The organism is Actinomyces graevenitzii C83 (assembly GCF_000239695.1).
GTDB lineage: Bacteria > Actinomycetota > Actinomycetes > Actinomycetales > Actinomycetaceae > Actinomyces > Actinomyces graevenitzii.
Genome location: NZ_JH470338.1, coordinates 341,732 through 365,676, shown reverse-complemented (window position 1 = coordinate 365,676; position 23,945 = coordinate 341,732). Strand labels below are relative to the sequence as shown.

General features: G+C 57.4%; 22 protein-coding genes, 2 tRNA genes and 1 other RNA gene. 9 read left to right on the top strand and 16 right to left on the bottom strand.

The genetic code is table 11. The features are described from left to right. The first annotated feature begins 49 nt into the window (after positions 1–49). The 3 genes from panB to ppgK all read left to right on the top strand — a co-directional run bounded on the left by panB (position 50) and on the right by ppgK (position 2,662). Positions 50–874: a 3-methyl-2-oxobutanoate hydroxymethyltransferase gene (gene panB, locus HMPREF0045_RS01660; protein ID WP_005984881.1), complete on the top strand. Its 825-nt coding sequence runs from the start codon at positions 50–52 to the stop codon at positions 872–874. A gap of 20 nt (positions 875–894) precedes the next feature. Then, on the top strand, positions 895–1,770 hold the full coding sequence (map, locus tag HMPREF0045_RS01655) for a type I methionyl aminopeptidase (RefSeq protein WP_005984879.1): 876 nt from the start codon (positions 895–897) through the stop codon (positions 1,768–1,770). Positions 1,771–1,909: 139 nt separating this feature from the next. Then, positions 1,910–2,662 (top strand): polyphosphate--glucose phosphotransferase, encoded by a 753-nt coding sequence (gene ppgK, locus HMPREF0045_RS01650; RefSeq protein WP_005984877.1) that lies wholly within the window; start codon positions 1,910–1,912, stop codon positions 2,660–2,662. A gap of 123 nt (positions 2,663–2,785) precedes the next feature. Here the strand turns inward: ppgK and HMPREF0045_RS01645 are convergent, their stop codons facing one another. The 5 genes from HMPREF0045_RS01645 to HMPREF0045_RS09490 all read right to left on the bottom strand — a co-directional run bounded on the left by HMPREF0045_RS01645 (position 2,786) and on the right by HMPREF0045_RS09490 (position 5,693). Next, on the bottom strand, positions 2,786–3,517 hold the full coding sequence (locus HMPREF0045_RS01645; RefSeq protein WP_005984875.1) for a zinc ribbon domain-containing protein: 732 nt from the start codon (positions 3,515–3,517) through the stop codon (positions 2,786–2,788). Between the two features lie 15 nt (positions 3,518–3,532). Beyond that, complete coding sequence (locus HMPREF0045_RS01640; RefSeq protein WP_005984873.1) at positions 3,533–4,357, bottom strand: Nif3-like dinuclear metal center hexameric protein; 825 nt, start codon at positions 4,355–4,357, stop codon at positions 3,533–3,535. A gap of 140 nt (positions 4,358–4,497) precedes the next feature. Then, positions 4,498–4,588: transfer RNA gene (locus HMPREF0045_RS01635), tRNA-Ile, on the bottom strand. A 25-nt stretch (positions 4,589–4,613) separates the two neighbouring features. Then, positions 4,614–4,694 (bottom strand) — tRNA-Leu (locus tag HMPREF0045_RS01630). Between the two features lie 75 nt (positions 4,695–4,769). Beyond that, positions 4,770–5,693 (bottom strand): YaaA family protein, encoded by a 924-nt coding sequence (locus HMPREF0045_RS09490; RefSeq protein WP_005984870.1) that lies wholly within the window; start codon positions 5,691–5,693, stop codon positions 4,770–4,772. Between the two features lie 34 nt (positions 5,694–5,727). On the opposite strand from HMPREF0045_RS09490, the gene rnpB reads away from it, so the two are divergent. Beyond that, positions 5,728–6,101, top strand: an RNA gene (gene rnpB / locus HMPREF0045_RS09785) — RNase P RNA component class A. A 42-nt stretch (positions 6,102–6,143) separates the two neighbouring features. On the opposite strand, the gene thiL is transcribed toward rnpB, so the two are convergent. The 4 genes from thiL to murA all read right to left on the bottom strand — a co-directional run bounded on the left by thiL (position 6,144) and on the right by murA (position 10,721). Further along, positions 6,144–7,247 carry a thiamine-phosphate kinase gene (gene thiL, locus HMPREF0045_RS01615; RefSeq protein ID WP_005984868.1) on the bottom strand — a complete coding sequence of 368 codons (1,104 nt, stop codon included), beginning with the start codon at positions 7,245–7,247 and terminating at the stop codon, positions 6,144–6,146. A gap of 21 nt (positions 7,248–7,268) precedes the next feature. After that, positions 7,269–8,393: a D-alanine--D-alanine ligase family protein gene (locus HMPREF0045_RS01610; protein ID WP_005984866.1), complete on the bottom strand. Its 1,125-nt coding sequence runs from the start codon at positions 8,391–8,393 to the stop codon at positions 7,269–7,271. A gap of 85 nt (positions 8,394–8,478) precedes the next feature. Further along, a complete protein-coding gene (locus tag HMPREF0045_RS01605; protein WP_005984864.1) occupies positions 8,479–9,231 on the bottom strand; it encodes a lysophospholipid acyltransferase family protein in 753 nt (250 codons plus the stop codon). A 167-nt stretch (positions 9,232–9,398) separates the two neighbouring features. Continuing rightward, the gene (gene murA / locus HMPREF0045_RS01600; RefSeq protein WP_005984862.1) at positions 9,399–10,721 is read right to left on the bottom strand and encodes a UDP-N-acetylglucosamine 1-carboxyvinyltransferase; all 1,323 of its coding nucleotides are present in this window, start codon (positions 10,719–10,721) and stop codon (positions 9,399–9,401) included. 170 nt (positions 10,722–10,891) lie between these two features. On the opposite strand from murA, the gene HMPREF0045_RS01595 reads away from it, so the two are divergent. Both HMPREF0045_RS01595 and HMPREF0045_RS01590 read left to right on the top strand, forming a co-directional pair. Next, positions 10,892–11,629 carry an IclR family transcriptional regulator gene (locus tag HMPREF0045_RS01595; RefSeq protein WP_005984860.1) on the top strand — a complete coding sequence of 246 codons (738 nt, stop codon included), beginning with the start codon at positions 10,892–10,894 and terminating at the stop codon, positions 11,627–11,629. Positions 11,630–11,659: 30 nt separating this feature from the next. After that, on the top strand, positions 11,660–12,799 hold the full coding sequence (locus HMPREF0045_RS01590) for a glycosyltransferase family 4 protein (RefSeq protein WP_005984858.1): 1,140 nt from the start codon (positions 11,660–11,662) through the stop codon (positions 12,797–12,799). An 89-nt stretch (positions 12,800–12,888) separates the two neighbouring features. Here HMPREF0045_RS01590 and nrdR read toward each other — a convergent pair whose 3' ends face one another. Both nrdR and HMPREF0045_RS01580 read right to left on the bottom strand, forming a co-directional pair. Further along, positions 12,889–13,386 carry a transcriptional regulator NrdR gene (gene nrdR / locus HMPREF0045_RS01585; RefSeq protein WP_462138028.1) on the bottom strand — a complete coding sequence of 166 codons (498 nt, stop codon included), beginning with the start codon at positions 13,384–13,386 and terminating at the stop codon, positions 12,889–12,891. A gap of 123 nt (positions 13,387–13,509) precedes the next feature. Next, complete coding sequence (locus HMPREF0045_RS01580) at positions 13,510–14,025, bottom strand: hypothetical protein (RefSeq protein ID WP_005984854.1); 516 nt, start codon at positions 14,023–14,025, stop codon at positions 13,510–13,512. Positions 14,026–14,243: 218 nt separating this feature from the next. Here HMPREF0045_RS01580 and lexA point away from each other — a divergent pair, with 218 nt between their 5' ends. Beyond that, complete coding sequence (lexA, locus tag HMPREF0045_RS01575; protein ID WP_005984852.1) at positions 14,244–14,930, top strand: transcriptional repressor LexA; 687 nt, start codon at positions 14,244–14,246, stop codon at positions 14,928–14,930. Positions 14,931–15,139: 209 nt separating this feature from the next. Here lexA and HMPREF0045_RS01570 read toward each other — a convergent pair whose 3' ends face one another. The 3 genes from HMPREF0045_RS01570 to hflX all read right to left on the bottom strand — a co-directional run bounded on the left by HMPREF0045_RS01570 (position 15,140) and on the right by hflX (position 19,869). After that, positions 15,140–16,138 carry an L-lactate dehydrogenase gene (locus tag HMPREF0045_RS01570; protein ID WP_005984850.1) on the bottom strand — a complete coding sequence of 333 codons (999 nt, stop codon included), beginning with the start codon at positions 16,136–16,138 and terminating at the stop codon, positions 15,140–15,142. Between the two features lie 171 nt (positions 16,139–16,309). Further along, positions 16,310–18,292, bottom strand: coding sequence for an ATP-dependent DNA helicase (locus HMPREF0045_RS01565; RefSeq protein WP_005984847.1), 1,983 nt, complete (start codon positions 18,290–18,292; stop codon positions 16,310–16,312). Then, a complete protein-coding gene (gene hflX, locus HMPREF0045_RS01560; RefSeq protein ID WP_005984845.1) occupies positions 18,292–19,869 on the bottom strand; it encodes a GTPase HflX in 1,578 nt (525 codons plus the stop codon). The genes HMPREF0045_RS01565 and hflX overlap by 1 nt, the downstream gene beginning before the upstream one ends. 49 nt (positions 19,870–19,918) lie before the next feature. Here hflX and HMPREF0045_RS01555 point away from each other — a divergent pair, with 49 nt between their 5' ends. Further along, positions 19,919–20,530: a class I SAM-dependent methyltransferase gene (locus tag HMPREF0045_RS01555; RefSeq protein ID WP_005984843.1), complete on the top strand. Its 612-nt coding sequence runs from the start codon at positions 19,919–19,921 to the stop codon at positions 20,528–20,530. Between the two features lie 22 nt (positions 20,531–20,552). Here the strand turns inward: HMPREF0045_RS01555 and HMPREF0045_RS01550 are convergent, their stop codons facing one another. Together HMPREF0045_RS01550 and miaA are read right to left on the bottom strand one after the other, a co-directional pair. Then, positions 20,553–21,500, bottom strand: coding sequence for a hypothetical protein (locus HMPREF0045_RS01550; protein ID WP_005984841.1), 948 nt, complete (start codon positions 21,498–21,500; stop codon positions 20,553–20,555). 3 nt (positions 21,501–21,503) lie between these two features. Next, positions 21,504–22,448, bottom strand: coding sequence for a tRNA (adenosine(37)-N6)-dimethylallyltransferase MiaA (miaA, locus tag HMPREF0045_RS01545; RefSeq protein ID WP_005984839.1), 945 nt, complete (start codon positions 22,446–22,448; stop codon positions 21,504–21,506). Positions 22,449–22,516: 68 nt separating this feature from the next. Here miaA and HMPREF0045_RS01540 point away from each other — a divergent pair, with 68 nt between their 5' ends. Continuing rightward, positions 22,517–23,890 (top strand): ClC family H(+)/Cl(-) exchange transporter, encoded by a 1,374-nt coding sequence (locus HMPREF0045_RS01540; RefSeq protein ID WP_005984837.1) that lies wholly within the window; start codon positions 22,517–22,519, stop codon positions 23,888–23,890. The last annotated feature ends 55 nt before the right edge of the window (positions 23,891–23,945 follow it).

Here is a 23,945-nt window from a genome sequence, read left to right as displayed (position 1 = left end):
AGCTTTACAAGCCTAAGACTTAGCTCCTAGCCAGCGTAGAATCCGGTATATGTCCACCTATTCGGAGAAATCAACTAAGGTCCAGCGTTTACGCGTCCACCATCTAGCCCAGGCTAAGCAGCGCGGCGAGAAACTAGTTATGCTCACCGCCTACGACGCCGTCACCGCCCGTATTCTCGACGCCGCCGGCACAGACCTACTGCTGGTAGGCGATTCAATTGGAAATACCATGCTGGGGCGTGAAAACACCCTGGAGGTAACCCTGGACGAAATGGCGGTAGCTACCCGCGCCGTCGCCAGTGCCACCACCCGCGCCATGGTGGTAGCTGATTTCCCCTTCGGCACCTACGAGTCTGGCCCCAGCCAGGCGCTAGCCACCGGCGTGCGTCTACTTAAAGCCGGCGCCCAAGCAGTCAAGCTAGAAGGCGGCGCCACCCGCGCTAAGTCGGTAAAGGCCCTAACTGAAGCGGGTATCCCGGTGGTAGGCCACCTGGGTTTCACCCCCCAGTCAGTTAACCTGCTGGGCGGCTACCGCGTGCAAGGACGCGGCGAAGCTGGCGAGCAACTACTAGCTGACGCTAGGGCCCTCCAGGAAGCCGGCGCCGTCGCCCTAGTGCTAGAAATGGTGCCCGAACCCCTAGCCGCCGAAGTAACCCAGATGCTGTCTATCCCCACCATTGGTATTGGTGCCGGGGCCCAGGTAGATGGCCAAGTACTGGTGTGGACTGACATGGCTGGCATGACCCAATGGACCCCGCGTTTTGCCGCCCGCTTCGGTGAAGTCGGCGCGCAGCTAGAAAAAGCCGCCGCCAGCTACGGCCAAGCCGTACGTAGCGGGGCTTTCCCCGACGCCGACCACTGGTTCGCCAAGTAACCACTTAAAAGGATTAACTTATGTCGCTTGCAGATCGCGCCCCGCGCGGAACCCTAAAGCCGGGCACACTCAGCCCTAAACGCGCAGTACCAGCCCACATTGACCGCCCCGAGTACATGTTCCACTCGGGCCCCGAGGTAGTTACCGCTTCAGACATTAAAACCCCCGAAACGGTAGAAAAGATTCGCCACGCCGGGCGCATCGCCGCCCAGGCCATGGAGGCCGCCGCCGCTGCCATCGCCCCCGGGGTAACCACTGACGCGCTGGACAAAATCGCCCACGAGTACCTGTGCGACCATGGCGCCTACCCCTCCTGCCTGGGCTACATGGGTTTCCCCAAATCCATTTGCACCTCAATTAACGAGGTGATCTGCCACGGTATCCCCGACTCCACCGTCCTAAACGAAGGCGACATCATTAACCTGGATGTGACCGCCTACATTGACGGTGTCCACGGAGACACCAACGCCACCTACGGCGTAGGCCAGATCGATGAGGAAAGCGCCCTACTAATTGAGCGCACCCGCAACTCCATGATGCGCGCCATTAAAGCAGTGCGCCCGGGGCGTGAAGTCAACGTGCTAGGCCGCGTAATCGAGTCCTACGCCAAGCGTTTCGATTACGGGGTGGTACGCGACTACACCGGTCACGGCGTAGGTGAAGCCTTCCACTCAGGCCTGATCATCCCCCACTACGACTCCGCTCCCCTATATGACACCGTGATGGAAGTGGGCATGGTTTTCACCATTGAACCCATGCTCACCTTGGGCACCATCGAGTGGGAGCAGTGGGATGACGGCTGGACTGTGGTCACCAAGGACCGCTCACGCACCGCCCAATTTGAACACACCCTAGTGGTAACTGAAGACGGGGCCGACATCCTTACCCTGCCCTAACTTTTCTTTTCCATACGTATTGACCCCATCAGTTTTAAATAGACTGGTGGGGTTAATTTTTATAAGCAATTGTGAGCTAAACTAAGCCAGAGTATGCTGTGTCTCACTGACACGTTTTTCTATCTTCAGGAGTAGCTTCGTGAGCACCAAAATTGCGTTAGGTATTGACGTCGGCGGTTCGGGTATCAAGGGTGCCCCGGTAGACCTAGAGACGGGTCAGCTGCTGGCCGAGCGTGTACGCATCGACACCCCCTCACCTTCCACTCCGCAGGCTGTGGCGCAGGTGTGCGCCGAGATTGCCACCACTTTTAACCTCGACTCTGAGGTGCCCGTGGGCGTGGCCATCCCGGCCCCGGTAAACAACGGTCACATTCCCTTCATGGCTAACCTGGACCAGTCCTGGACCGGGGTAGACGCCAACGAAATCATGCGTGACATTATGGGCCGCCACGTCACCGTCATTAACGACGCCGACGCCGCCGGTTACGCCGAAGCCCGTTACGGCGCCGCCCGTGGAGTTAAAGGCCTAGTTATTGCCACCACCCTAGGTACCGGTATTGGTTCGGCCCTGATCTACAACGGAGTACTGATTCCTTGCAGCGAGCTAGGTCACCTAGAAATTGATGGCTACGACGCCGAAAAGCGCGCTGCCGCCTCGATCCGTACCCTCGAGAAGCTGGACTGGCCTGAATGGTCTGAGCGACTACAGCGCTACTACGAGACTGTAGAGATGCTCTTTAGCCCCAGCATCTTCGTGGTGGGCGGCGGTGTTTCGCGCAAGCACGACAAGTTCTTGCCGCTGCTCAAGCTACGCACTCCTATCGTGCCCGCCGTGCTATTTAACGGCGCCGGTATTGCTGGCGCGGCAGCCCTAGCCGCAGCAGACGAGTAAAAACAAACGTGGTTTCGCGGCTAGATGCTAGCCGCGAAACCACGTTCAAACTGGGTTATTTTTGGCGCTGCGGCGCCAAAAATAGTCTTAATAGCCCTGGCGTCAGTTTTATTAGCGCTGGAGTCAGTCATCCATACGCACAATGATGGCTTCGGTTTCTTCCGAAATAATCACTGCGTCACGTTCAGCGGCGCGAATGGCTGACAGTTCCTGGGGGCTAATTTCAATGGCAGGTTCACTGCGGGCCCCGTATAGTCCAACCACGCCTAGCCCGCCAGTGGCTTTACGGGCCCGCTCATAGATCTGTACCAGGCTTTGTGACAGTGAGGCAGCCAGCTGTTCGCGACGCTGGGTAACCTGGCTAGTTTCGCTGTCAATGCGCGCAAATTCGCTGTCACGTTTGGCGGTTAACTCACGGCCAAAGGCACGGATTTCGCCTTCGCGCACCTGTAGTTCGTTATATTTGCCGCTTAAGTCCTCATAGGTTTCCAGGGCCTGAAGCTGCTTAGTTTCCAGTACGCTCAGGCGCTTACCGAGCTGGTCTAGTTCACCTTGTAGGGCCCCCAAATCGCGGGCGCTTACAGTGCCTGAATGCAGACGCTTACGCAGTACCTTGGCACGGTTGTTGGCCTGCTCAACGTCGTCGTCGGCACGCTTTAAAACCTGTTTAGCTGCACCAGCCTCAGCCTGGGCTAAAACCTGCAGACGCTTGTTTTCTTTAAGCTCTTTAACCGCGTTTTCAATTTCGCCTAGCACCGGCAGGTTACGGCGCTTAGCCGCTAGACGTGAAAGCTGGTTGTCTAGATCTTGCAGCTCTAGCAGCTGACGCTGCTGACTTAAAGGGGCACTAGTCATTGATCGTTCCTTAAATTAATTCTTGGTGGAAATACGTGCGTTCCAGGGGTCGGTTACTAACTGTGAAACCTCAACTTGTAAATCATGGCCATTTTGAGTGGACCACTGCTGTAGCGCCCTAGCTAGAGGCGGCAGGCCCACCCATTCACTAGCCCAGTGGGTGGCGTTTAGCAGGTAGGGTTTACCCGCCTGCAAATGCTCACTGGCCGGGTGGTGACGCAGATCGGCGGTAAGGAAAACATCCACGCCCGCCTCACGCGCCGCCTGTAGCAGAGAGTCTCCCGCCCCACCACTAACCGCTACTTTAACTACCTGCGCTTGCAGGTCTCCCCCAACTAGCAGGCCCGGGGCGCTATCGGGTAAAGCGGCGGCAACCTGGTAGGCAAAATCTTGCAGGCTCATTGGCTGCTCTAGGCGCCCCACGCGACCAATACCTAGCTCGGGGCGGGCGGCGTCGGCTTCTAAAGGCCGGGTGTCTACCAAACCCACCACGTCAGCCAGGGCCTTAGCCACCCCGTCAGCGGCGGCGTCGAGATTAGTGTGGCAGTTATAAAGCCCAACCCCAGCGCGAATAAGGCGATGAACCACGCGGCCTTTAAAGTTACTGGCAGCCACCGTGTTAGTACCACGCAAAAACAGCGGGTGGTGGGTGATCACTAACTGGGCGCCTTTTTCTATCGCCTCATCAACCACCTCTTCCACTGGATCAACCGCAAGCAAAATGCGTTTAACCTCTTCATCAGGGTCACCGCAAATAAGCCCGTTTGAATCCCAGCTTTGCGCCAAATCCAGTGGAGCTAGCTCCTGTAAAAAGTCGGTCACCTGTGCTAGACGTACCATGGCACAAGCCTAACTGGATCAGGGCCCTGTGCGCAGCCAATCACTGCCCCAACCGGCACTCAATTCCCGCTAAAAAACAATTTAAAACCAAGCTCCACACTAAAGGCGAAACGAAGCTGGAGAATTTTATCCATTAACGGTACCCCCGGTGGGATTCGAACCCACGACCATGTGCTTATCAGGCACGGACGAGGTATAAGCTCGCTGCTCTAACCACTGAGCTACGGGGGCGCAGGCTGCCTTCATCACAGCCTAGTGCCCCTGGCGGGACTCGAACCCGCAAGCATAAAGCGACGCATTTTAAGTGCGTTGTGTATACCAATTCCACCACGGGGGCACTTTGTGACGGTTTAAGTCACGAGCGACATACTACCGTGTTTTTACCAAAAATACATATTCAAACCGGCACTTATTAGAGCACCAAAGTCACTTTGGCCTGCCCACGTGCATCTAGCGGGGTTATTTCCACCTCTTTAACCCCCTCCAGGCCAGCGGCCACCTGCAAAATCTCATCCACATCGCCCTCATTAGCAGCTAGCTGCCCGGCTGCCACCGCCTCCAGCAAGGCCCCTGCTAGCAGGCCGCGCGTATGCTTAGCCCAATGTGAGACCACCGAGCGTTTACCGGTTGCAGGGTTAACTTTAGCCACCGCAATATTTAGCGTCAGACACTCGCCCCCGCGCGAGGGCCGATACATTGCCCCATACTCAGCCGAGCGCAGATCCACAACCACATGCCCACTTAGCTGCTGGGCCAACAGCTCTTTTAGAGGTTTGCTCCAAATTGAGGACACAGCGCCCTGGCCCGGCAGCTTCACTGAGCCGCTTAGGCGGTGGGGCGTAATTAGGTCAGTTAAACGCACCGGCCCAAACAGGGCTGAAAACACCAGTGTCAGCTCCTCCAACTGCCCCTGGCCGCCCTGGGGCTGATCTGCCTGGCACTGGGCGCCTTGATACTGACCTGCCGGATGCTGCCCGCCCTGATGCTGGGCATCCTGGCTCTGGCTACCCTGACCCTGGCCGCCCTGGGCGAGCGCGCCGGAGCTAAAAATCTGCGCAAACTTAGCTGCCTCATAAAGCACGCCGTCATAAAGCTGCCAAGCCGCGAGCGCCGGGGCGTCATAGATTTCTAGGTTTTGGCTGATTTCGTGGGCGTTTTTGGGGCCGAGTTTAAAGATTTGTGCGGCGTCTGCCAGTAGGGCGGTGTTTTGTACGTCGTTTATTAGTTGGCCTCGGGTTTGGGTTAGGTGTTCTGCTTGCCAGAGTTTTTCTAGTTGTAAGTGGTTGGTTGATTTTTTGGTGGTTTTGCCGGCAGATGGTGGCAGCAATATACGCATATGGGCATTGTACGGGTATAGTGCATAGGGCGGACGAGCCAGCCGGGCGGCCGCGGTACCACGTTTGTGGATCGAGGAAAGTCCGGGCTCCTTAGGGCGCGGTGGTGGCTAACGGCCACCCGGGGTGACCTGCGGGAAAGTGCCACAGAAAGTAAACCGCCTTTGGTTTAGGCCGTTGGTAAGGGTGAAAGGGTGAGGTAAGAGCTCACCGCAGCCCAGGTGACTGGGTTGGCATGGTAAACCCCACTGGGAGCAAGATCGCACAGCGGACGTTTGAGGGCTGCCCGCCCAAGTTCGCGGGTAGATCGCGTGAGGCCAGTGGTAACGCTGGTCCAAGATGGATGGTCGCCGCCGCCTGGCCGGTAACGGTGGGCGGTAACAGAACCCGGCTTATGGCTGGCTCGTTTCCGCGTTTTGTGTTTGAGGCCTGCTTTTGTGTTAGCGGGCTGGTTAGTTGCCGAAGTGGTCCCAGCCTAGGGGTAGGTTTGTGGGTTGGCCGGCTACTAGTACGGTGCCTGCCTCTAGGCCGTCTGCTGGTAGGATTCGTCCGATTGGGCGTGCTTGTGGGTGGCCTTTGAGTTTGGGTTGGTCGGCTGCGGCTAGGGTGGCTAGTAGGCCGTGGTCTTCTCCCCCGCTTAGGATCCATTTGCGCACTAGGCTGAAGTCGCCTAGGAATTTTGCTAGTGGGCGTAGGGCGGCTACGTCGCCTGTGAAGGCGTCTGTTTCTAGGGGGTCGTCTATGTCTATGGCGACGGCGCTGGCTTTGGCGATGCGGGTGGCGTCGCGTAGTAGGGAGTCTGAGACGTCCATCATGGCGTGGGCGCCGCATTGTGCTAGTAGGGGCCCGTATTCGAGTGGGCATTGGGGGGCGCGGAAGGCGGTTAGGCATTCAAAGGCGCTGCTTAGCAGTTCTTGGCTGATACGGGTGTGTCCGTCCATGCGCCAAAAGATGCGTTCCATGTCTTCGCGTTGGCGTACTGTGCCGAAGTCTGGGCAGCGTTGAAGTAGTTCCAGGCCGGCTGCTGAGTGGCCTAGTTTACCGGCGTGTACTAGTACGTCGCCTGGTTTGGCGCCGGTGCGTAGCACGGGGTCGCGTCCGCCTAAATCTCCGTGGACGCATACGCTTACGCAAATGTTTTGCCCGCCTGATAGGTCGCCGCCTACTACTTGGGCTCCGGCTTGGGCGCAGGTGAGCCCTAGTCCTCGGGTGAATCCTTCTAGCCAGGGTAGCGGCGTCGTAGTAGGCATAGCTAAGCCCACTACGACGGCGCTGGGGCGGGCCCCCATGGCGGCGATGTCAGCTAGGTTTTGGGCGGCTGCGCGTGCGCCGATTTGCTCGGCGCTTGACCAGCTGGTGCGAAAGTGGTGGCCTTGCACTAACACATCGGTTGATACGCAGTAGCGTCCATCTGAGGTGGTTAGCACTGCGCAGTCATCGCCGCTACCCACCAGCACGTCAAAGCTATCTACACTGCCCTGTGCTTTAGACAGTTCAGTGTTAATAACTTTGAGTAGTTCAGCTTCGCTGAGCTGTCCTACTGTGAGCGTAGCCATGGGTAGCCCTTCCTTGCTGGCTTAGCGGTTTACGTTTAGCGGACGGGCCAAGGCTAGGTCGATCAGCTCACTTACCAAGCTGGTGTAGTCCACCCCGGCTACCTGCCACATGTAGGGGTACATGGAGAAGGGGGTAAAGCCCGGCATGGTGTTTACTTCGTTGACGATTGCTCGCCCGTCCTCGGTTAGGAAGAAGTCCACGCGAGTTAGGCCTTCGCAGTCTAGGGCGGTGAAGGCTTTGGCGGCGGTGGCGCGGATCAGGTCGCGGGCGGCGTCGGGAATTTGGGCCGGGCACACCATCTGTACGGCGTCGTGGGCCAGGTATTTGGTTTCGAAGTCGTAGAACTCGCCGGCGCCCTGGTTAGCGTCCATGACTACCTCACCGGGCGGGGCTACGCGCGGGGCTTCACCGTAGCGGCCACCTAGCACTGCGCATTCAACTTCGCGAGCTTTAATGCCGCTTTCTACCAGCACCTTGGGGTCAACCTTAGCGGCGGCCTCAATGGCCTGCTCTAGCTGGCTAAAGTCATCTACCTTGCTGATACCTAGGGAGGAGCCGGCGCGGGCGGGCTTTACGAACAGGGGCAAGCTCAGCTGGCGGCAGGCGTTGACTAGCTGCTCGCGTTCGTGGCGCCAACGCAGCGGGGTCACTAGCTCATAGGGGGCTACCTCAATGCCGGCGTCGGCTAGCAAAACTTTGGTGACGTGCTTGTCCATGCCGGCAGCTGAGGCGGTTACGCCGCAACCCACATAGCGCACGTTTAGCATCTCCAGCATTCCCTGGATGGTGCCGTCTTCACCGTAAGGCCCGTGCAGCAGCGGGAATACCACATCAATTTTGCCTAGCGAACTTGAGGTGCCGTCTGCGTTACGGGCTACCAGTTCACCGCCGTACTCTAGGCTTACTTCCTGCACCCCTAGACCACCTAGGGTGATTTCGGCTTCCTGGTTGTCGTGTAGTTCTAGGGCCTGGGGGTTGTCTTCTACCAGCGCCCACTTGCCCTCGCGGGTAATGCCCACGGGTACGACGTCGAAACGTTCACGGTCGATGGCGCCTAGTACGCCGGCGGCGGTGGCACAAGAAATACCGTGCTCACCACTGCGGCCACCAAAAACTACTGCGACACGAGTTTTTACTTCACTCATTAGTTTTCCTCATAAAGCTGGCCGGGCGGCCAAATTCTCTTCTGTTGACGACTGTTTTAGGCGCCCATCTGTGATGGGCTGCTAGCTAGTTTTGCGGGTCAGGCTTACGCACACCGATTTTGCCCTTACCCGGGTCGCCGTCGTAGTGCATGTCGTAGGGGCGCGGAGCCTTTTCACCACGCAGATCCTCAACCAGGCGGGTAATTGCCGACATGATCGCAGCGGTACACTCACGTACCTTCTGGCGGTCTTCAATGTCGCTACCATACTGGCTTAAATCCAGGGCCGGGCCGATCTTTACCCGCACATCTTTACGCTTACCTAGCTTTAGGCGGTGCGAGTAGGTGTCCAAAATAAAGTGGGCACCCCACTGGCCCATAGGAATCACGGGCACACCCGACTGCATAGCTAGGCGCGCCGCCCCGGTTTTGCCAACCATAGGCCACTTAAGCGGGTCACGGCTAAGGGTACCTTCAGGGAAAATAATGACGCAGGAGCCTTCTTGTAGACGCTTAGCGGCTTCAGCTAGGGCATCAGTAGCATGCGCAGTGCCGCGCTGAACCGGGATCTGCCCGCCGGCAGCTAGCACCTGGCCCACCACCGGAACTTTAAACAGACTGGCTTTAGCTAGCGAATACACCGGAATATCAGCGTCCACTAGGGTACGCATAGCGGTTAGCGAATCTAGATCGGTTAGGTGGTTGGCCACCACAATGAAGCCACCATCTTTAGGTAGATTCTCTAAACCTTCCACATGCTGACGTGAAACCAGTTTCAGAAATGGAATCAGCACTCCGCGCGCTGCGAAGCGGTAGAAGGGGGTAAATTTACGAGTCACGTCTAAGCCTATTCTGCGCGTGCTGCTAAACCTCCCCCATTGTAACGGCCGTGCGTCACTGATAGTTAACACACGGCCGCCTTTAGGTTTTGCTTGGGTTAAGCCCTAACCCCCAGCTGAGGTGGTTTTAGCCCCAGGCAGGCGCCAGTTTCACCCAAAAGCAAGGGCTACTCTAGGCGCTGGACTTGAGCGTCTAGGGCGTAGAGCTTGTCCATGAAGTCAGCGTAGCCACGGTCAATAAGGTTAATACCTTTAACGTGGCTGATACCTTCAGCAGCCAGGGCCGCAATCAGGTAGGAGAAGCCACCACGCAGGTCGGGCACCACAATGTCGCTGCCGTGCAGCGGGGTGGGGCCGGCGATAACTGCCGAGTGGTAGTAGTTGCGGGCCCCGAAACGGCATTCAGCGCCGGTTAGGCACTCGCGGTATAGCTGAATGTTGGCACCCATCTGGTTTAGGGCGTTAGTGAAACCTAGACGGTTTTCGTAAACAGTTTCGTGCACGATAGACAAGCCTTTGGCCTGGGTTAGGGCCACTACCAGGGGCTGCTGCCAGTCAGTCATGAAACCGGGGTGCACATTAGTTTCCATAGCCATGGAGTGCAGCTCACCGCCGGGGTGGTAGAAGCGGATGCCTTCTTCTTTAACTTCAAAGGCGCCGCCAACCTTACGAAATACGTTCAAGAAGGCACTCATGGCGGTTTGGCGCGCACCCAGCACGGTGATGTCACCGCCGGTGGTTAGCGCAGCGCAAGCCCAAGAACCCGCTTCAATACGGTCGGGAATAGCGCGGTGGTTAAAGCCTTCAAGGGCGTCCACGCCTTCAATGGTGATGGTGCGGTCAGTGTCTACAGAGATGATTGCGCCCATCTTCTGTAGCACGTCGATTAGGTCAATGATTTCCGGCTCAACCGCAGCCCCGGTGAGCACGGTTTTACCTTCGGCACGCACAGCGGTCAGCAGGGTCTGCTCGGTGGCCCCCACGCTGGGGTAAGGCAGGTCAATGGTGGTGCCCTGCAGGCGGCGACCATTAGTGGTTAGGTGTAGGGCGCCGTCGGTGCGGTCCACCTTAGCCCCAAAGCGACGCAAGATCTCTAGGTGGAAGTTAACCGGGCGGTCACCAATGTGGCAGCCTCCCAGGTCCGGAATGGTGGCTCGACCTAGACGGTGCAGCAGCGGACCACAGAACAAAATCGGGATACGCGAAGAGCCGGCGTGAGCGTTAATTGAGGCGCTAGAGGCAGTCTCAATAGCACTGGGGTCAATGCTGAGCACACCCGCTTTGGCGTCAAAGTCCACGGTGGCCCCGTGTACTCGCAGCAGCCCGGAGACCACCTCAACATCACGAATGTGGGGAACGTTGCTAATAACTGAGGGGGTGTCACCTAAAAGCGCGGCCACCATGGCTTTAGGCACTAGGTTTTTAGCTCCGCGCACGTTGATCTGTCCGCGTAGCGGCTTACCGCCTTCTACTCGCAGTAGTCCATCCACTGGTTGTCCCCTTTTCTTGCTACCTAATATCCAAAGGTTAACAATAGCCGCAACTGCCCTTAAACCCGCTATTGGATTTGCTCACGGCGCGATTGGCAATTGGCTCACCCTTTTTGGGGAAAATCTCCAAAAAGTTTGCGTCTTATATACCGAAATGGCAATATCGGACCATGGACAGTGGACCGGTTGAATCCCCCAGCGGCGTCGGCGTTATCGACAAGGCCGCATTGGTCTTATCCGCGCTAGAATCCGGCCCTGCCACTCTAGCGCAGCTAGTTAGCATCACACACTTAGCTCGCCCCACTGCGCACAGAATTGCAGTTGCACTAGAGCACCACCGGTTAGTTAGCCGCGATGCCCACTCTCGCTTCACACTAGGCCCACGTATTTCTGAGCTGGCCGGGGCTGCCGGTGAAGACCGCCTACTAGCCTTAGCCGGCCCGGTCCTAAACGCCCTGCGCGACAAAACCCATGAATCCGCCCAGCTTTATCGCCGCCAGGGAGATATGCGTGTATGTGTAGCCAACGCCGAGCGCCCCATTGGGCTGCGTGACTCAATCCCGGTGGGGGCAGCCCTATCAATGCTGGCTGGCTCAGCCGCCCAGGTGCTGCTGGCTTGGGAAGAACCCGAGCGCTTGCACCGGGGCCTGCAAAATGCTCGCTTTAATGCCACAGTGCTTTCAGTGGTACGACGGCGCGGCTGGGCTCAGTCCGTTGGCGAACGTGAACCTGGGGTAGCTTCAGTCTCCGCTCCGGTGCGCGGGGCCGGCGGGCGCGTGGTGGCCGCTATTTCTATCTCCGGCCCCATCGAGCGCATGGGGCGCCAGCCCGGAGCCCTGCACGGGGCTGCCGTGATCGCTGCGGCACGTCACCTATCTGAGCTGCTAGCAAACAGCGAAGCCCACTAAGACTGAAGCCCACTAAAACTGGAGGCAGCCGTGAACCGCACTTTACTGGTAACTAACGATTTCCCGCCGGTAGTGGGTGGTATCCAGTCTTATCTAGATGACTACACCAAACGTCTAGATCCAACCTCACTGGTAGTACTAGCCTCCACTCCCCCTGAAGGCATGCAGGTAGCTAAAGAATATGACGCCACCTTGCCCTATAAGGTAGTGCGGGTAGATACCACCATGCTGCTGCCAACTGCCAAGGTGCGCCGGCGCATGCAGGAGCTAATTAAAAGCGAAAACATTGACATTGTCTGGTTTGGGGCGGCTGCGCCGCTAGGTTTAATGGCTAAAGCCGCTAAAGAAGCCGGGGCTAAACGCGTAGTTGCCACCACCCATGGCCACGAGATCGGTTGGGGTAAAATCCCCGGCGCCCGCCGGGCACTGCGCACTATTTTTAAGCACAGTGATGTGGTCACCTACATTTCAAACTACACCCTTGAGCGTCTGCGCCCACACCTGGCCTCTCACAACCAGCTAGTGCAGCTACCTAGCGGCATTGACCCGACTCGTTTTGAGCCGGGCAATAAGCTAACCCCTATGCTGCGTCAGCGTTACCGGCTCGGGCAAAGCCCAACGGTGGTGTGTATTTCGCGCCTAGTGCCACGCAAGGGTCAAGATACTTTGATTAAGGTGTGGCCAAGGGTTGTGGCCGCCGTACCCCAGGCGCGACTAGTAATTGTGGGTAAAGGCCCCTACGCCCAGGATCTAGCTAAAGCCCGCCAGCGCTCTAGCGCCTGCCAGGCCATTACGCTAACCGGCCAGATCCCCTATGAGGAGCTAAGCGCACACGTAGACATGGCCGATGTATTCGCCATGCCCTGCCGCACCCGCTGGGGTGGACTAGATGTTGAAGGGCTAGGCATTGTCTATCTGGAGGCTTCAGCCTGCTCAAAGCCGGTAATTGCGGGAGACAGCGGCGGCGCCCCCGAAACTGTTATTGAAGGCGAAACCGGCTATGTGGTGGGCGGACGCGATGAAGACGCGTTAACTAACCGCATAGTGGAGCTACTTAGCTCCCCCCAGCTGCGCGAACGTATGGGCGCTGCTGGACGTAGCTATATGCAACAGCAGTGGACCTGGCCGCATCTGGTGGAGCGTCTAGAGCAAGCCTTAACCCTGAGCTAATTAAATTAGCCCAGCTAACCCTAGTTTGAGCCCGCTAAAGCCAACTAGCCCAGTTCCAACTAGCCCAGTTGGGGCCTTGCCTGCTAGTTTCAATCTGTCTGCTTACGCTTACGTAGCTCCTCAATAGCCTTGGCGAAGTCATCGATTGAGTTAAAGGATGAATACACTGAGGCAAAGCGCAGGTAGGCTACTTCGTCTAGCTCCCGCAAAGGATCCAAAATAGCTAGACCCACCTGGTGTGAGTTAACTATGGCTTGGCCACTGTTGCGGATATTTTCTTCTACTTTCTGAGCTAGCAGGCTTAGTTGATCGTCAGTTACTGGGCGTCCTTGGCAGGCGCGGCGCACCCCGAAAATTACTTTGTCGCGACTAAAGGGCTCAATTACCCCCGAGCGTTTGCGCACTGATAGTGAGCAGCTTTCGAGCGTGGTGAAGCGGCGCCCGCAGTTGGGGCACTCACGACGACGTCGAATCGAGCTGCCATCTTCAGCGGTTCGTGAATCTACAACGCGAGAATCCGTGTGGCGACAAAAAGGGCAATGCAAAGCGAGCGTCCTTGAATAGTAAATATTCCTATCCCTAGACACTAAGCGTTAAGGCCTAGCCTTAGCAACCCCTTTTTTACTTAGCAAAATTAGTCCCGGCAAGCGCGCCAACCAGCCCAGCTAGGGGCAGCTAAAGATTTTTGCTTAAGGTTTATAGGCGAGCATCTAGGGGCAATAAGGCAGGTTATTTTGACTAGCGCTCACTAGATCTGCAGTGCAGATAGATTGGCTGTTACTTAAGGCACTTACCCCAATAACCGCGCAGCCAATAACGCCAATAAATACCGCCAACATCACCAAAGCCGTATTTAGCTTCTCAATCCAGCCCACTAGACGGGCCACATTAGCCCCTACCCTTACGTTAGCGGCCACACTGGACTTCCCCGTTCCAGCATGGCCACTAACGGCCGGGCGGCTAGATGCTACGGCGCACCTAGCTACGTTAGAGGCAGCGGCGCCACCCCTAACGCGATCTTTAGCACCGGCTCGATTGGCCGGGCGGGCACTAGCGGCTCGTTTAACCGCAACATTTTTAACCGACACACTTTTAACCGCATGGGGCTGATCCCAACGGCGCTCTTGGCTAGCTAGCTGCTCGAGATATTGGCTATCTACCAGGCATAACTTGGGGCGAGTAGTAGTTTTAGCAGGCACGGATGCCGGTAGCTGGTGCGCGTTCATTGCCTAGCCTTTCTGTTAAGGGGGGAACCAAAGCAAGGTCAACTCGTTTTCGAACGTCTGTTCGATAGCCTAGCGCATACTTTCCTTCAAGTCCAACATTTGTCGAACAAATGTTTTACAATTAGGGCAAGTCTTAGGGACTAACACCAGCACACCACACCTTGGCCACGCGGAAACTGTCAGTTTTTGCAAACGCCTTTATTTGCAAGGAAAACTCGATGGACAGCAAGCGCCTGATCTACAAAAACCTAGATAAGCGAGCCCAAGCCGTATACGACTTTATCCGGGAAGCAGTTAGCACCAAGGGCTATCCCCCTTCGCTTAGGGAGATTGGGGCTGGAGTGGGGCTAACCAGCCCCTCATCAGTAAAGCACCAGATGGACAAGCTTGAGCGTTTAGGGCTGCTGCGCCGCGACCCTAACCGCCCGCGAGCTATTGAAGTGGTTGCCCTGGACACGGGCCACGACACCTCTGAACACGCCATTGGCAATGTGGTGCATATGCACGCAGGCCAAACCGAAACCGTCAGCGTCCCCCTGGTGGGACAAATCGCTGCCGGTAGTCCCATTTTGGCTCAGGAGCATTTGGAGGAATACTACGAAATCCCTCGGGCTTTAACCGGCTCTGGAGATTTATTTATGCTCAAGGTACAAGGTGACTCCATGATCGACGCCGCCATTTGTGACGGCGACTGGGTGGTGGTGCGCGCCCAGCCTGACGCCAATAATGGCGATATTGTGGCCGCGCTTTTGAACCTAGACGAGGGCCCAACCGCCACCGTCAAGGTACTTTCACGCCGCGATGGGCACCAGTGGCTACTGCCACGCAATAACGCCTATGCCCCCATTGACGGCGACCAGGCCATGATTATGGGCAAAGTGGTAACGGTATTGCGCTCACTCTAAGTAGCTGGCGCCTTAGCAGGGACCAGTGCAACAGCTCTCTCAGCTAGCGGCGCCGTCGTCAGCAAAAGCCTTAGCTGCGTCGTCGTTAAAAAACGCTACAACCAACGCTAGCGCGCCACAAAGCAAGCCAGTACAACGCAAACCGGCACAAACAAAAAGGCTGACGCCTCAAGCGGGCGCCAGCCTTTTTAAGTGATCAGCTATTTAGATCAGTAGCCCAGCGAGCGAGCCACAGAGCGCAGACGGTCTGCAGACTCGGTCAGCTTGTCGCGCTCTTCCACGGTCAGCGGCAGGTCCAGACGACGGCCAGCGCCCTCGCGGCCCACGATGGTGGGAACGGACATGCACACGTCGGAGATGCCGTGCCACTGCTCCAGCAGCGGGGAAATGGTCAGTACGCGCTGCTCGTCGTTGAGGACGGCGGAGATGATGCGCTGTACAGCCAGACCCACAGCGTAGTTGGTAACGCCCTTACCCTCGATGATGCGGTAGGCGCTGCGCACTACGTCGTAAGCAATGCGCTCACGCTTCTCCTGGTCGAAGTGACCACCGTCAAGGGTGGGGCCCCACTGGGTTAGCGGCACGCCACCAATCTGGGCGCTCGACCACAGAGCCACCTCAGAGTCACCGTGCTCACCAGCGATGTAGCCGTGGATGTTCTGTACGGCGGTGCCGGTCTCCAGGGAGACCAGGTAACGCATACGGGCGGTGTCCAGTACGGTACCGGAACCGAAGATCTGGTTCTCGGGTAGGCCGGTGATCTTCTTGGCGCAGTAGGTAACTACGTCAACCGGGTTGGCAACCAGCACGAAGATAGCGTTAGGAGCAACCTCGACCAGCTTGGGCAGAATCTTCTCCATGATGCCCACGGTAGCGCCGGCTAGCTCAATACGGCTCTGGCCGGGCTTCTGCTTGGCACCAGCGGTGATGGCGATTACGTCAGCGCCACGGCAGATCTCCGGGTCGTCGCTACCGGAAACGGAGCCAGCAGAGGTGAACTGAATACCCTGGGCGATGTCCATCGCCTCAGCCTCTACCTTTTCCTTAGCAATGTCCTGCAAAACGATTTCGCGGGCAACACCCTTGTTGACACAAGCGTAGGCAAGAGTGGAACCAACTGCACCGGCGCCGATAATGGCAACCTTAGAGGGGCGACCCTGCGCGGTAGGGTAGCCACCCTGTGCTGCGTTGGTAATGGTGTCTGACACGGTGAACTCCTAAATAAAGCTGAATTCGGTCTGACAAGGTATCCCTTGTACCTGACAAGTACAAGCCTAAAGCGTAAATCGTCTCTTGCTAAGCCCCTAAAACAAATTCCTAATTATTTCTTAGGACTTTGACAGATCAAATAGCTGCAGTAAGTGAAGCCTAATAGGACGTTAGACCGCCAAACGCTCCAAAGCAGCATGAACCAGCTGCGAGTCGGTAGTGCGCCAAAAATCTGGCATCGATTTAATTAGATAACTCCCGTAGCGGGCCGTACGCAGACGTGAGTCCAGCACTGCCACCACTCCCCTATCACTACTGGAGCGAATCAACCTGCCGGCAGCCTGCGCCAATAACAGCGCTGCATGGTTGGCACTAACCTGCATGAAGCCATTACCGCCCCCATCTTGCACCGCCTGGATGCGTGCCTGAGCTAGCGGGTCATCCGGACGCGGGAAAGGAATACGGTCAATCACCACCAAACGGCAGGTTTGTCCGGGCACATCCACCCCCTGCCATAGGCTCAAAGTCCCCAGCAGGCAGGCATTTTCATCGGCCTTAAATTCTTCCACCAAAGTGGGTAGCTGCTCTTCTCCTTGCACAAGCACCGGCAAATCAGTGTGTTCACGTAAATATTTGGCGGCTTCCTGGGTGGCTTGGCGCGAAGAAAATAAGCCCAGCATGCCCCCATTTGCAGCCTGCGCCAATTGGCACATTTCTTCCAGTGCGGCCGGAGAAATGCCCTGGGTGGGTTTTGGCAGGTGCGCGGCCACATAAAGAATGCCCTGTTTAGAGTAGTTAAACGGGGAACCCACATCTAGCTGGTCCCAGCCACCGGCAAAGCTTAAACCCACCTCATTAGCCATAGCGTTAAACGATCCGCCCAAAGTGAGGGTAGCGCTGGTCATAATGACACTGTGGTCTTCAATCAGGGTGTTGGCCATGGTGGAGGCCACCTCGATAGGCGCTAGACGCAGCCTTACTGGGTCTTTAGAGCTGGTGGTTTGTTCACACCAGAGTACGTCTTTGGCGCTAGCAATCGAATTTGATAGCAGCCGCGAGAGCGCCTCATTGATTTTAGTTAGCTCGCTTTTAGCTAGCACTAGTTCAGGGCTGGGAGCTTCGCCTGGTTTTTTGCCGTCTTTGAGGTCTTCGAGAGCTTGACGCACCGCTGCATCTAGCAAGATTAGGGCGTCTTGCAAGCTGGGGGTCAGCGCGGCCAGGCGCCCCTGCGGAAGGTTTTCTAAGGCCTCCTGCAGGGTTTTGGCGGCGGTCTCTAGCTCTGTGGCAATTACTTGGCAACGGCGGGCAGCTTTAGCGGCTTGGTTGATGGAGGTGGCTGATAGCGTGATGGCGCCTTGACTGCGTACGCGTGAGGCCAGTTCATGGGCTTCATCAACAACTAGCAGCTGGTGTGGGGGGATCAAGCCAGTGTTGCCAGCGGCGGCCACCCCCAGCATGGTGTGGTTGGTGACCACAATATCTGCTTGAGCGGCTTGCTCACGGGCAGCGTAAGCAAAACACTGCTCATAGACTGGGCAGGTTTTACCCAGGCAGGCGGTACGGTCTAGAGACACTTGCGCCCAGGCCCGGTCACTAACTCCCGGGATCAGATCATCGCGGTCCCCACTTTGGGTGAGGCTAGCCCACTCATTTAGACGCAGAACCTGGTCACCTAAGCTTTCTTCACCTTTACGTTTGCGGCGCATATTAAGGCCTGCGGCGGCAAATAGATCATCGTCGCTTGGGTAGCCGCCGTTAACCTTATGGACGCACAGGTAGTTTTGCCAGCCTTTAAGTAGGGCCACGGTGGGTTGTTTACCGGTTACCTGCTCAACTACCTCAGCTGCTAAGGGCGCATCTTTGGTGACGATTTGGCGCTGCAGCGCCAAGGTAGCCGTGGAAACTACCGCCACCTGCTCGTTTTGCACCGCATAGACCATGGCCGGGATCAGATAACCCAAACTTTTGCCGGTGCCGGTACCTGCCTGCACTAGCAGGTGTCCACCCTCATCGGCTATTTCCGCCACGGTTTGAGCCATCAGCTCTTGGCCAGCACGCGGGGTGCCGCCAAGCTTTTCGACTGCTTTTTCTAGGGCAGCCAGGCTAGTGCGAGCTAGCTTACTAGAGCTTTGGACACTGTCTGGTTTTTTCATTAGTTTGGTTCGACGCCGCCCCGGTCAGCCCCACGTGTACCGCTACCAGCTAGGGCTGCTTGTTTAAGCGCAGAGGCCAGGCCAGGGTGCACGCGAGCGCGTAGGTGGGTGCCGGTTTCTACATATTCGAGGATTTCAATGTCGCCGTCTTCGTGTACTCGCGCTAGTAGGTCTCCGCGTGAGTAGGGCAGGATCAGGTCCACCATTACTTCGGGGCGTGGCAGTAGCTGGGCGATGCGCTCTACTAGCTGTTCAATGCCTTTGCCGGTGTAGGCCGAGACTACTACCGAGTTGGGTTCGCGGGTGCGTAGCCCCACCAGGTCTACCGGGTCGGCCAGGTCGGCTTTGTTGAAGACGACTAGTTCGGGGATGTTTTCGACGCCGTCGATGTCAGCTAGGACTTGGCGTACGGCACTGATTTGGCCTACCGGGTCGGGGTGGGCGGCGTCTACCACATGTAGGATCAGGTCAGCTTGGGCGACTTCTTCTAGGGTGGAGCGGAAGGCTTCGATTAGTTCGTGGGGTAGGTTGCGTACGAAACCTACCGTGTCGGTGAGGGTGTAGACCCGCCCATCTGGGGTGCTGGCGCGGCGCACGGTGGGATCTAGGGTGGCAAACAGGGCATCTTGCACCATGATTTGGGCGCCGGTGATGGCGTTTAGCAGTGAGGATTTACCGGCGTTGGTGTAGCCGGCAATAGCCACTGAGGCGATAGCGCCGCGTTGGCGTGAGCCGCGTTTGGTTTCGCGCGCGGGGGCCATGGCTTTGATTTCGCGGCGTAGTTTGGCCATGCGGTCGCGGATGCGGCGGCGGTCTAGCTCGATTTTGGTTTCCCCTGGGCCGCGTGAACCGATACCTTGACCTGCGGCTACGCGCCCACCGGCCTGGCGTGACATGGATTCACCCCAACCGCGTAGGCGCGGCAGGAGGTATTCAAGCTGGGCTAGTTCTACTTGGGCTTTACCTTCACGGCTTTTAGCGTGTTGGGCGAAAATGTCTAGGATCAAGGCGGTGCGGTCTACTACCTTAACTTTGACTACGTCTTCTAGGGCGCGCCGCTGTGAGGGGGCTAGGTCGCCGTCAGCGATTACAGTGTCTGCCCCGGTGTCGGCCACGATTTGGGCTAGCTCTTTGGCTTTACCTGAGCCTAGGTAGGTGGCTGGGTCGGGGGTGTCGCGTCGTTGTAGGAGGGCGTCGAGTACCTGGGAGCCGGCGGTTTCAGCTAGCGCGGCTAGCTCACGTAGAGAGTATTCGGCTTCTTGGGCGTTGGTGCTGTAGATGCCGATTAGCACTACTTTTTCGAGGCGGATTTGGCGGTATTCAACTTCGCTTACGTCTTCTAGCTCGGTTGATAGTCCAGCCACGCGGGTTAGGGCGGCACGTTCGGCACGCTCTAGCGCACCGGCGTCGTTTTTTTCGCCGCGTTCGTGTTGAGCTGCTGTGGAGGCTAGGGCGGTGCCCGAGCGTGATAGCACTCGGTCAATGATGTCGCGCGCCTGTGCGCTAGAGTCCCGGCTGGGTGCAGCCTCGCTCGAAACTAAGGGATTGCCGGCAGAGAAATTATTTGTTTTAGTCATACGGCACAGACGGTACCACGCAGCAAGCGCAGTGGGATAGCGTTTAGCTGTGAGCCAGGAACATTACTTTTCTGCCACCCCTGCGGTGGAGCTAACTAAGCATGTACGCACTTTAAATATTCGCGGCACTGAGCATCAGGTGACTACCGCTTCGGGAGTTTTTAGTGGGGGCCGCGTGGATTTGGGTACCCAGGTGCTGCTTTCGCATGTACCCGACCCGCAGGCGGGTTTGGCTTTGGATGTGGGCTGTGGTTGGGGGCCGATCACCCTGGCGCTGTGTGATGCGCTTAAAGGCAGTGACAGTGAAGTTTTAGCGGTTGATATCAACACTCGCGCCCTGGAGCTTAGTAGCGAAAATGCTAAAACTGCCGGCTATAGCGTAGCCACTTTTACCCCTGAGCAGCTGGAAAAGTATCTGCTAGACAATGACCTAAAGCTACGCACTATTTGGTCTAATCCCCCGGTGCGTATCGGTAAGCAGGCCCTGCATGAGTTGCTGCTTAAGTGGCTGGCTTTTTTGGCCGACGACGGCGCCGCCTGGCTGGTGGTGCAGCGTAACTTGGGTGCGGACTCGCTAGCTAAATGGCTGAGCGCCCAAGGCTGGCAGGTTGAAAAGGCAGCTTCTTCTAAGGGTTTTAGGGTTTTTAAAGTAACCCGCTAGCCCCCTAGTGCTAGAGCAGCCGCTAGAACAGCATGGCTTGAGCCACCACATTGGCCCGCATACTGATAAGGGCGCGCTCGCCAGCAAAGGGGTTGCCGTCTAGGTGCACAGCCAGGTCATGGTCAGCGATTTTCACTAGGTAATCACTAGGCGCGGCGCTGGTCTCGCAGGCGCCGCTAGTCTCGGGCGCAGCGCTGGTCTCGGCGACGTCACCGACAGAAACATCCGCGAGCGCAGCTATCTGCGGGCTGAGCCAGCAGTACATGGCGCCGGCGGCGGCTAGGGCTAGCTGGCTGGGCCAGGGGGCGCTAGCGGTGTTTTGTGCTTGGTTGGGCACTAGGTGAGTGTAGATGTGGGTGAGGTAGTTGGTGGTTTGGCTGCTAACTAGTAGGGCCCAGTCGCCTGCACCGCTGAAGGTTTGAGCGCTTTGGTCTATCTCGCTTTGGGCTACCACGTTAAGTGTTTGGGGTACTTGTAGGCCAAGTGAGCCGTAGGTGGTGCCTTGTAGGTTAACGGCGCTATCCATGCCTGCTTGGGCAGCTAGGGCTGGGTGGGCGTAGTTAATGGGCTGGCCGGCCACGCTCCAGACATTGTCTAGTTTGGATACGCTGCGCACCCCTGCTCGGGTGGCGAAGTCGATGGGGGCTTTGACCAGGGCTTGTTCTACCAGGGCGCAGGCGCTGGCTACCAGCAATTCGCCGCTGACATCTAGCACGGCGCCGTCAGGGGCGTAGGCTTCAATGAACCATTCGGCTTGGGGAGCTAACTCTAGTAGTCGCGCAGTGCCGGGTACGTACTGGGTGTATAAGCAGCGCACTAGGGCGTCGGCCCCTAGCGCGCGCGGCGAGCAGGCTAGCGCAACCTCAGTGGTGTTTAGCTGTAGCTGTTTGGAGGGGTCAATGAGCACCAGTACACGTTTGCCAGCTACTTCAACCTTTACGGCGTTAGCTTCATGCAGCGCGTCAAACATGGCTCACCTTTCTAAAAGCGCAAAGGCCTTAGCGTAGGCAGCACGGGCCTGGGCGGGCTCAAGATAGCCCTGCTTAGTTAGTTCTACGTCTATCCAGTTTACCCGTGGATCGCGTCTAAACCATTTGAGCTGCCGGCTTACCAGCTGATTAGTGGCCAGTGTTACTGCCTCGCAGGCTTGCTCTTGGCTCATTTGGCCATCGATTACCGCTATGGCTTGGGCGTAGCCAATGGCGCGCGAGGCAGTTGGCGAGTTACGCAGGCCTTTATCTAGTAGGGTGCGGGTTTCTTCAATTAGGCCGGCGTCAAACATTTTGCGGGTGCGTCTAGCGATGGCTTGGCGTAGGCTTTCGCGTTCTACCCGTAAGGCAAGGTGCACTGTGGGTACTCGGTCGCGGTAGGTGGGTAGGGAGGCTGAGTAGGGTTTGCCGGTTAGTTCGATTACTTCTAGGGCCCGCACTACGCGGCGCCTGTCAGTGGCTTGGATGCGCGCGGCGGCTAGGGGGTCTAGGCGTTCAAGTTCGCTGTAAAGTAGCTGGCCGCCTTCGTTTTGCCAGCGGGCCTCAAAGCGTTCACGCACGCTGGGGTCGGTAGCTGGGAAGACGAAATCGTCGGTGACTGCGCGTAGATATAGTCCTGAGCCGCCTACCCAAATTACTCGTTTGCCGCGTTTAGTGATGTCTGCGGCGTCGGCTAGGGCGTGGCGCTGGTAGGCGGCCACTGAGGCTTCCTGGTCTACTTCCAGCACGTCAAACTGGTGGTGCGGGATGCCGCCTCGCTCAGCTGGGGTGAGTTTAGCGGTGCCGATATCCATGCCTTTGTAAAGCTGGTAGGCATCAGCGTTAATAATTTCGGCAGCGTCGGCGCCGCCTAGGTGCTGGGCAATGCTTAGGGCTAGCTGGGATTTGCCGGTTGCGGTGGGGCCGACGACGGCGATTGACTCACTCACGTATGCACCCTAACGTTTAGGCGTATCATTGCATAGTTAATTGTTATCACCACGCAGGAGCTATTTAGATGGCCTTAAAGCCAGATGACCTGCCTGAATTACCTCCACTATATTTAGGGCCGCAGATACGTGCGCGGGTGCATCAAAATCGTGACCTGTTCAGCCTGTTTGTAGCCGCTATTTGTGTGGGGCTACTAGCTGGGGCAGTGGCGGGAAGTTTTCGGCTTTGTCTAAACTATGGGGCCCAGTGGCGTAACTGGCTGATTAGTTTTCTACACTCCCAGGGCCTAGTTGGTTTACCGGTACTGGTGCTGGTTTGTGCCTCTTTGGCAGGGCTAGCTGGGTTTTTGGTTTCACGTCTAGAACCAGCTGCTGAAGGCTCAGGTATCCCCCGCACTGAGGCAGTGGTGCAAGGTAGGGCAGAGCCCAACCGACGCCGAGTGCTGCCCATTAAGTTCCTAGGTGGGGTGCTGGCCATTAGTAGCGGCATGATGCTGGGGCGTGAAGGTCCCATGGTGCAAATGGGTGGCACTGTTGGGATTTTTATTGCTCGCGGTATCGGCTCTACGCGCGCCCAGTTGCGGGTGCTTATGGCGGCCGGAGCTGCCGCTGGACTAGCCACCGCTTTTAACGCCCCAATTGCCGGCGGCGTGTTTGTGCTTGAAGAACTACTGCAAACTTTCAACCCACGCTATGCCATAGCCACCCTACTGGCCTCAGCCAGTGGCTTTTTGTCTGCCCGCATGCTGGTTGACACTAACCAGGAATTTGTTACCGGCCCTATCTCTGGCTCAAACCTGACCGATATTCCCTGGTATCTGGTGGCCGGGCTGGTGTGTGGACTGGCTGGTACCGCCTACACCCACTACATTTTGGCCACTTTAAACATTGCCGACCGTATCGGTATTAGCCGCGCCAAGCGCTGCATGATTGTGGGTGCCGGGGTTGGGCTGCTGGCCTGGTTCTACCCCACCGTGGTGGGTGGGGGCGACAACCTAACCCAATCCGCCCTACTAGGCGCGGGCACGCTCGGGGGCGTAGCGCTAATGCTAGCTATCCGTATTGTGTCCGCCCCTATCTGCTACGCCGCCGGCACCCCGGGTGGAATTTTCGCCCCCATGCTGGTGGTGGGCACCGGCATAGGGCTACTACTTACCCGCCTGGGGGAAACCCTGTTTGGCTTTGGGCCAGTTGGTGGCAGCCTAGCGGTGGTTTGTATGGCCGCGTTTTTCGCAGCCGTAGTGCAGGCGCCGGTAACCGGCCTGGTGCTTACTGCGGAGATGACTGGGGCTACCGCTATGCTGCCCGCCTCACTGGCGGCCTGCGCGATTGCCATGTCAATCCCGATGCTGCTGGCCTCTCCCCCGGTTTATGAGGCTTTAGCTAAACGCAAGTCTCGTTTAGCTAAACGCCGCAAAGTGTATCTATTTGCTAAAAAGTAGTGTTAAGCCCGGGCCTTAACACCCGGGCTTAACGCCATAAGCTTTGAAAGCTTTG

What these genes read in the sequence shown, in the direction of transcription:
- map (WP_005984879.1), top strand. Translation starts at nt 895, where the DNA reads ATGTCGCTTGCAGATCGCGCCCCGCGCGGAACCCTAAAGCCGGGCACA.
- hflX (WP_005984845.1), bottom strand. Translation starts at nt 19,869, where the DNA reads ATGACTAAAACAAATAATTTCTCTGCCGGCAATCCCTTAGTTTCGAGC.
- HMPREF0045_RS01640 (WP_005984873.1), bottom strand. Translation starts at nt 4,357, where the DNA reads ATGGTACGTCTAGCACAGGTGACCGACTTTTTACAGGAGCTAGCTCCA.
- HMPREF0045_RS01580 (WP_005984854.1), bottom strand. Translation starts at nt 14,025, where the DNA reads ATGAACGCGCACCAGCTACCGGCATCCGTGCCTGCTAAAACTACTACT.
- HMPREF0045_RS01610 (WP_005984866.1), bottom strand. Translation starts at nt 8,393, where the DNA reads ATGAGTGAAGTAAAAACTCGTGTCGCAGTAGTTTTTGGTGGCCGCAGT.
- HMPREF0045_RS01540 (WP_005984837.1), top strand. Translation starts at nt 22,517, where the DNA reads ATGGCCTTAAAGCCAGATGACCTGCCTGAATTACCTCCACTATATTTA.
- lexA (WP_005984852.1), top strand. Translation starts at nt 14,244, where the DNA reads ATGGACAGCAAGCGCCTGATCTACAAAAACCTAGATAAGCGAGCCCAA.
- panB (WP_005984881.1), top strand. Translation starts at nt 50, where the DNA reads ATGTCCACCTATTCGGAGAAATCAACTAAGGTCCAGCGTTTACGCGTC.
- HMPREF0045_RS01550 (WP_005984841.1), bottom strand. Translation starts at nt 21,500, where the DNA reads ATGTTTGACGCGCTGCATGAAGCTAACGCCGTAAAGGTTGAAGTAGCT.
- HMPREF0045_RS01595 (WP_005984860.1), top strand. Translation starts at nt 10,892, where the DNA reads ATGGACAGTGGACCGGTTGAATCCCCCAGCGGCGTCGGCGTTATCGAC.
- HMPREF0045_RS01565 (WP_005984847.1), bottom strand. Translation starts at nt 18,292, where the DNA reads ATGAAAAAACCAGACAGTGTCCAAAGCTCTAGTAAGCTAGCTCGCACT.
- HMPREF0045_RS09490 (WP_005984870.1), bottom strand. Translation starts at nt 5,693, where the DNA reads ATGCGTATATTGCTGCCACCATCTGCCGGCAAAACCACCAAAAAATCA.
- HMPREF0045_RS01645 (WP_005984875.1), bottom strand. Translation starts at nt 3,517, where the DNA reads ATGACTAGTGCCCCTTTAAGTCAGCAGCGTCAGCTGCTAGAGCTGCAA.
- thiL (WP_005984868.1), bottom strand. Translation starts at nt 7,247, where the DNA reads ATGGCTACGCTCACAGTAGGACAGCTCAGCGAAGCTGAACTACTCAAA.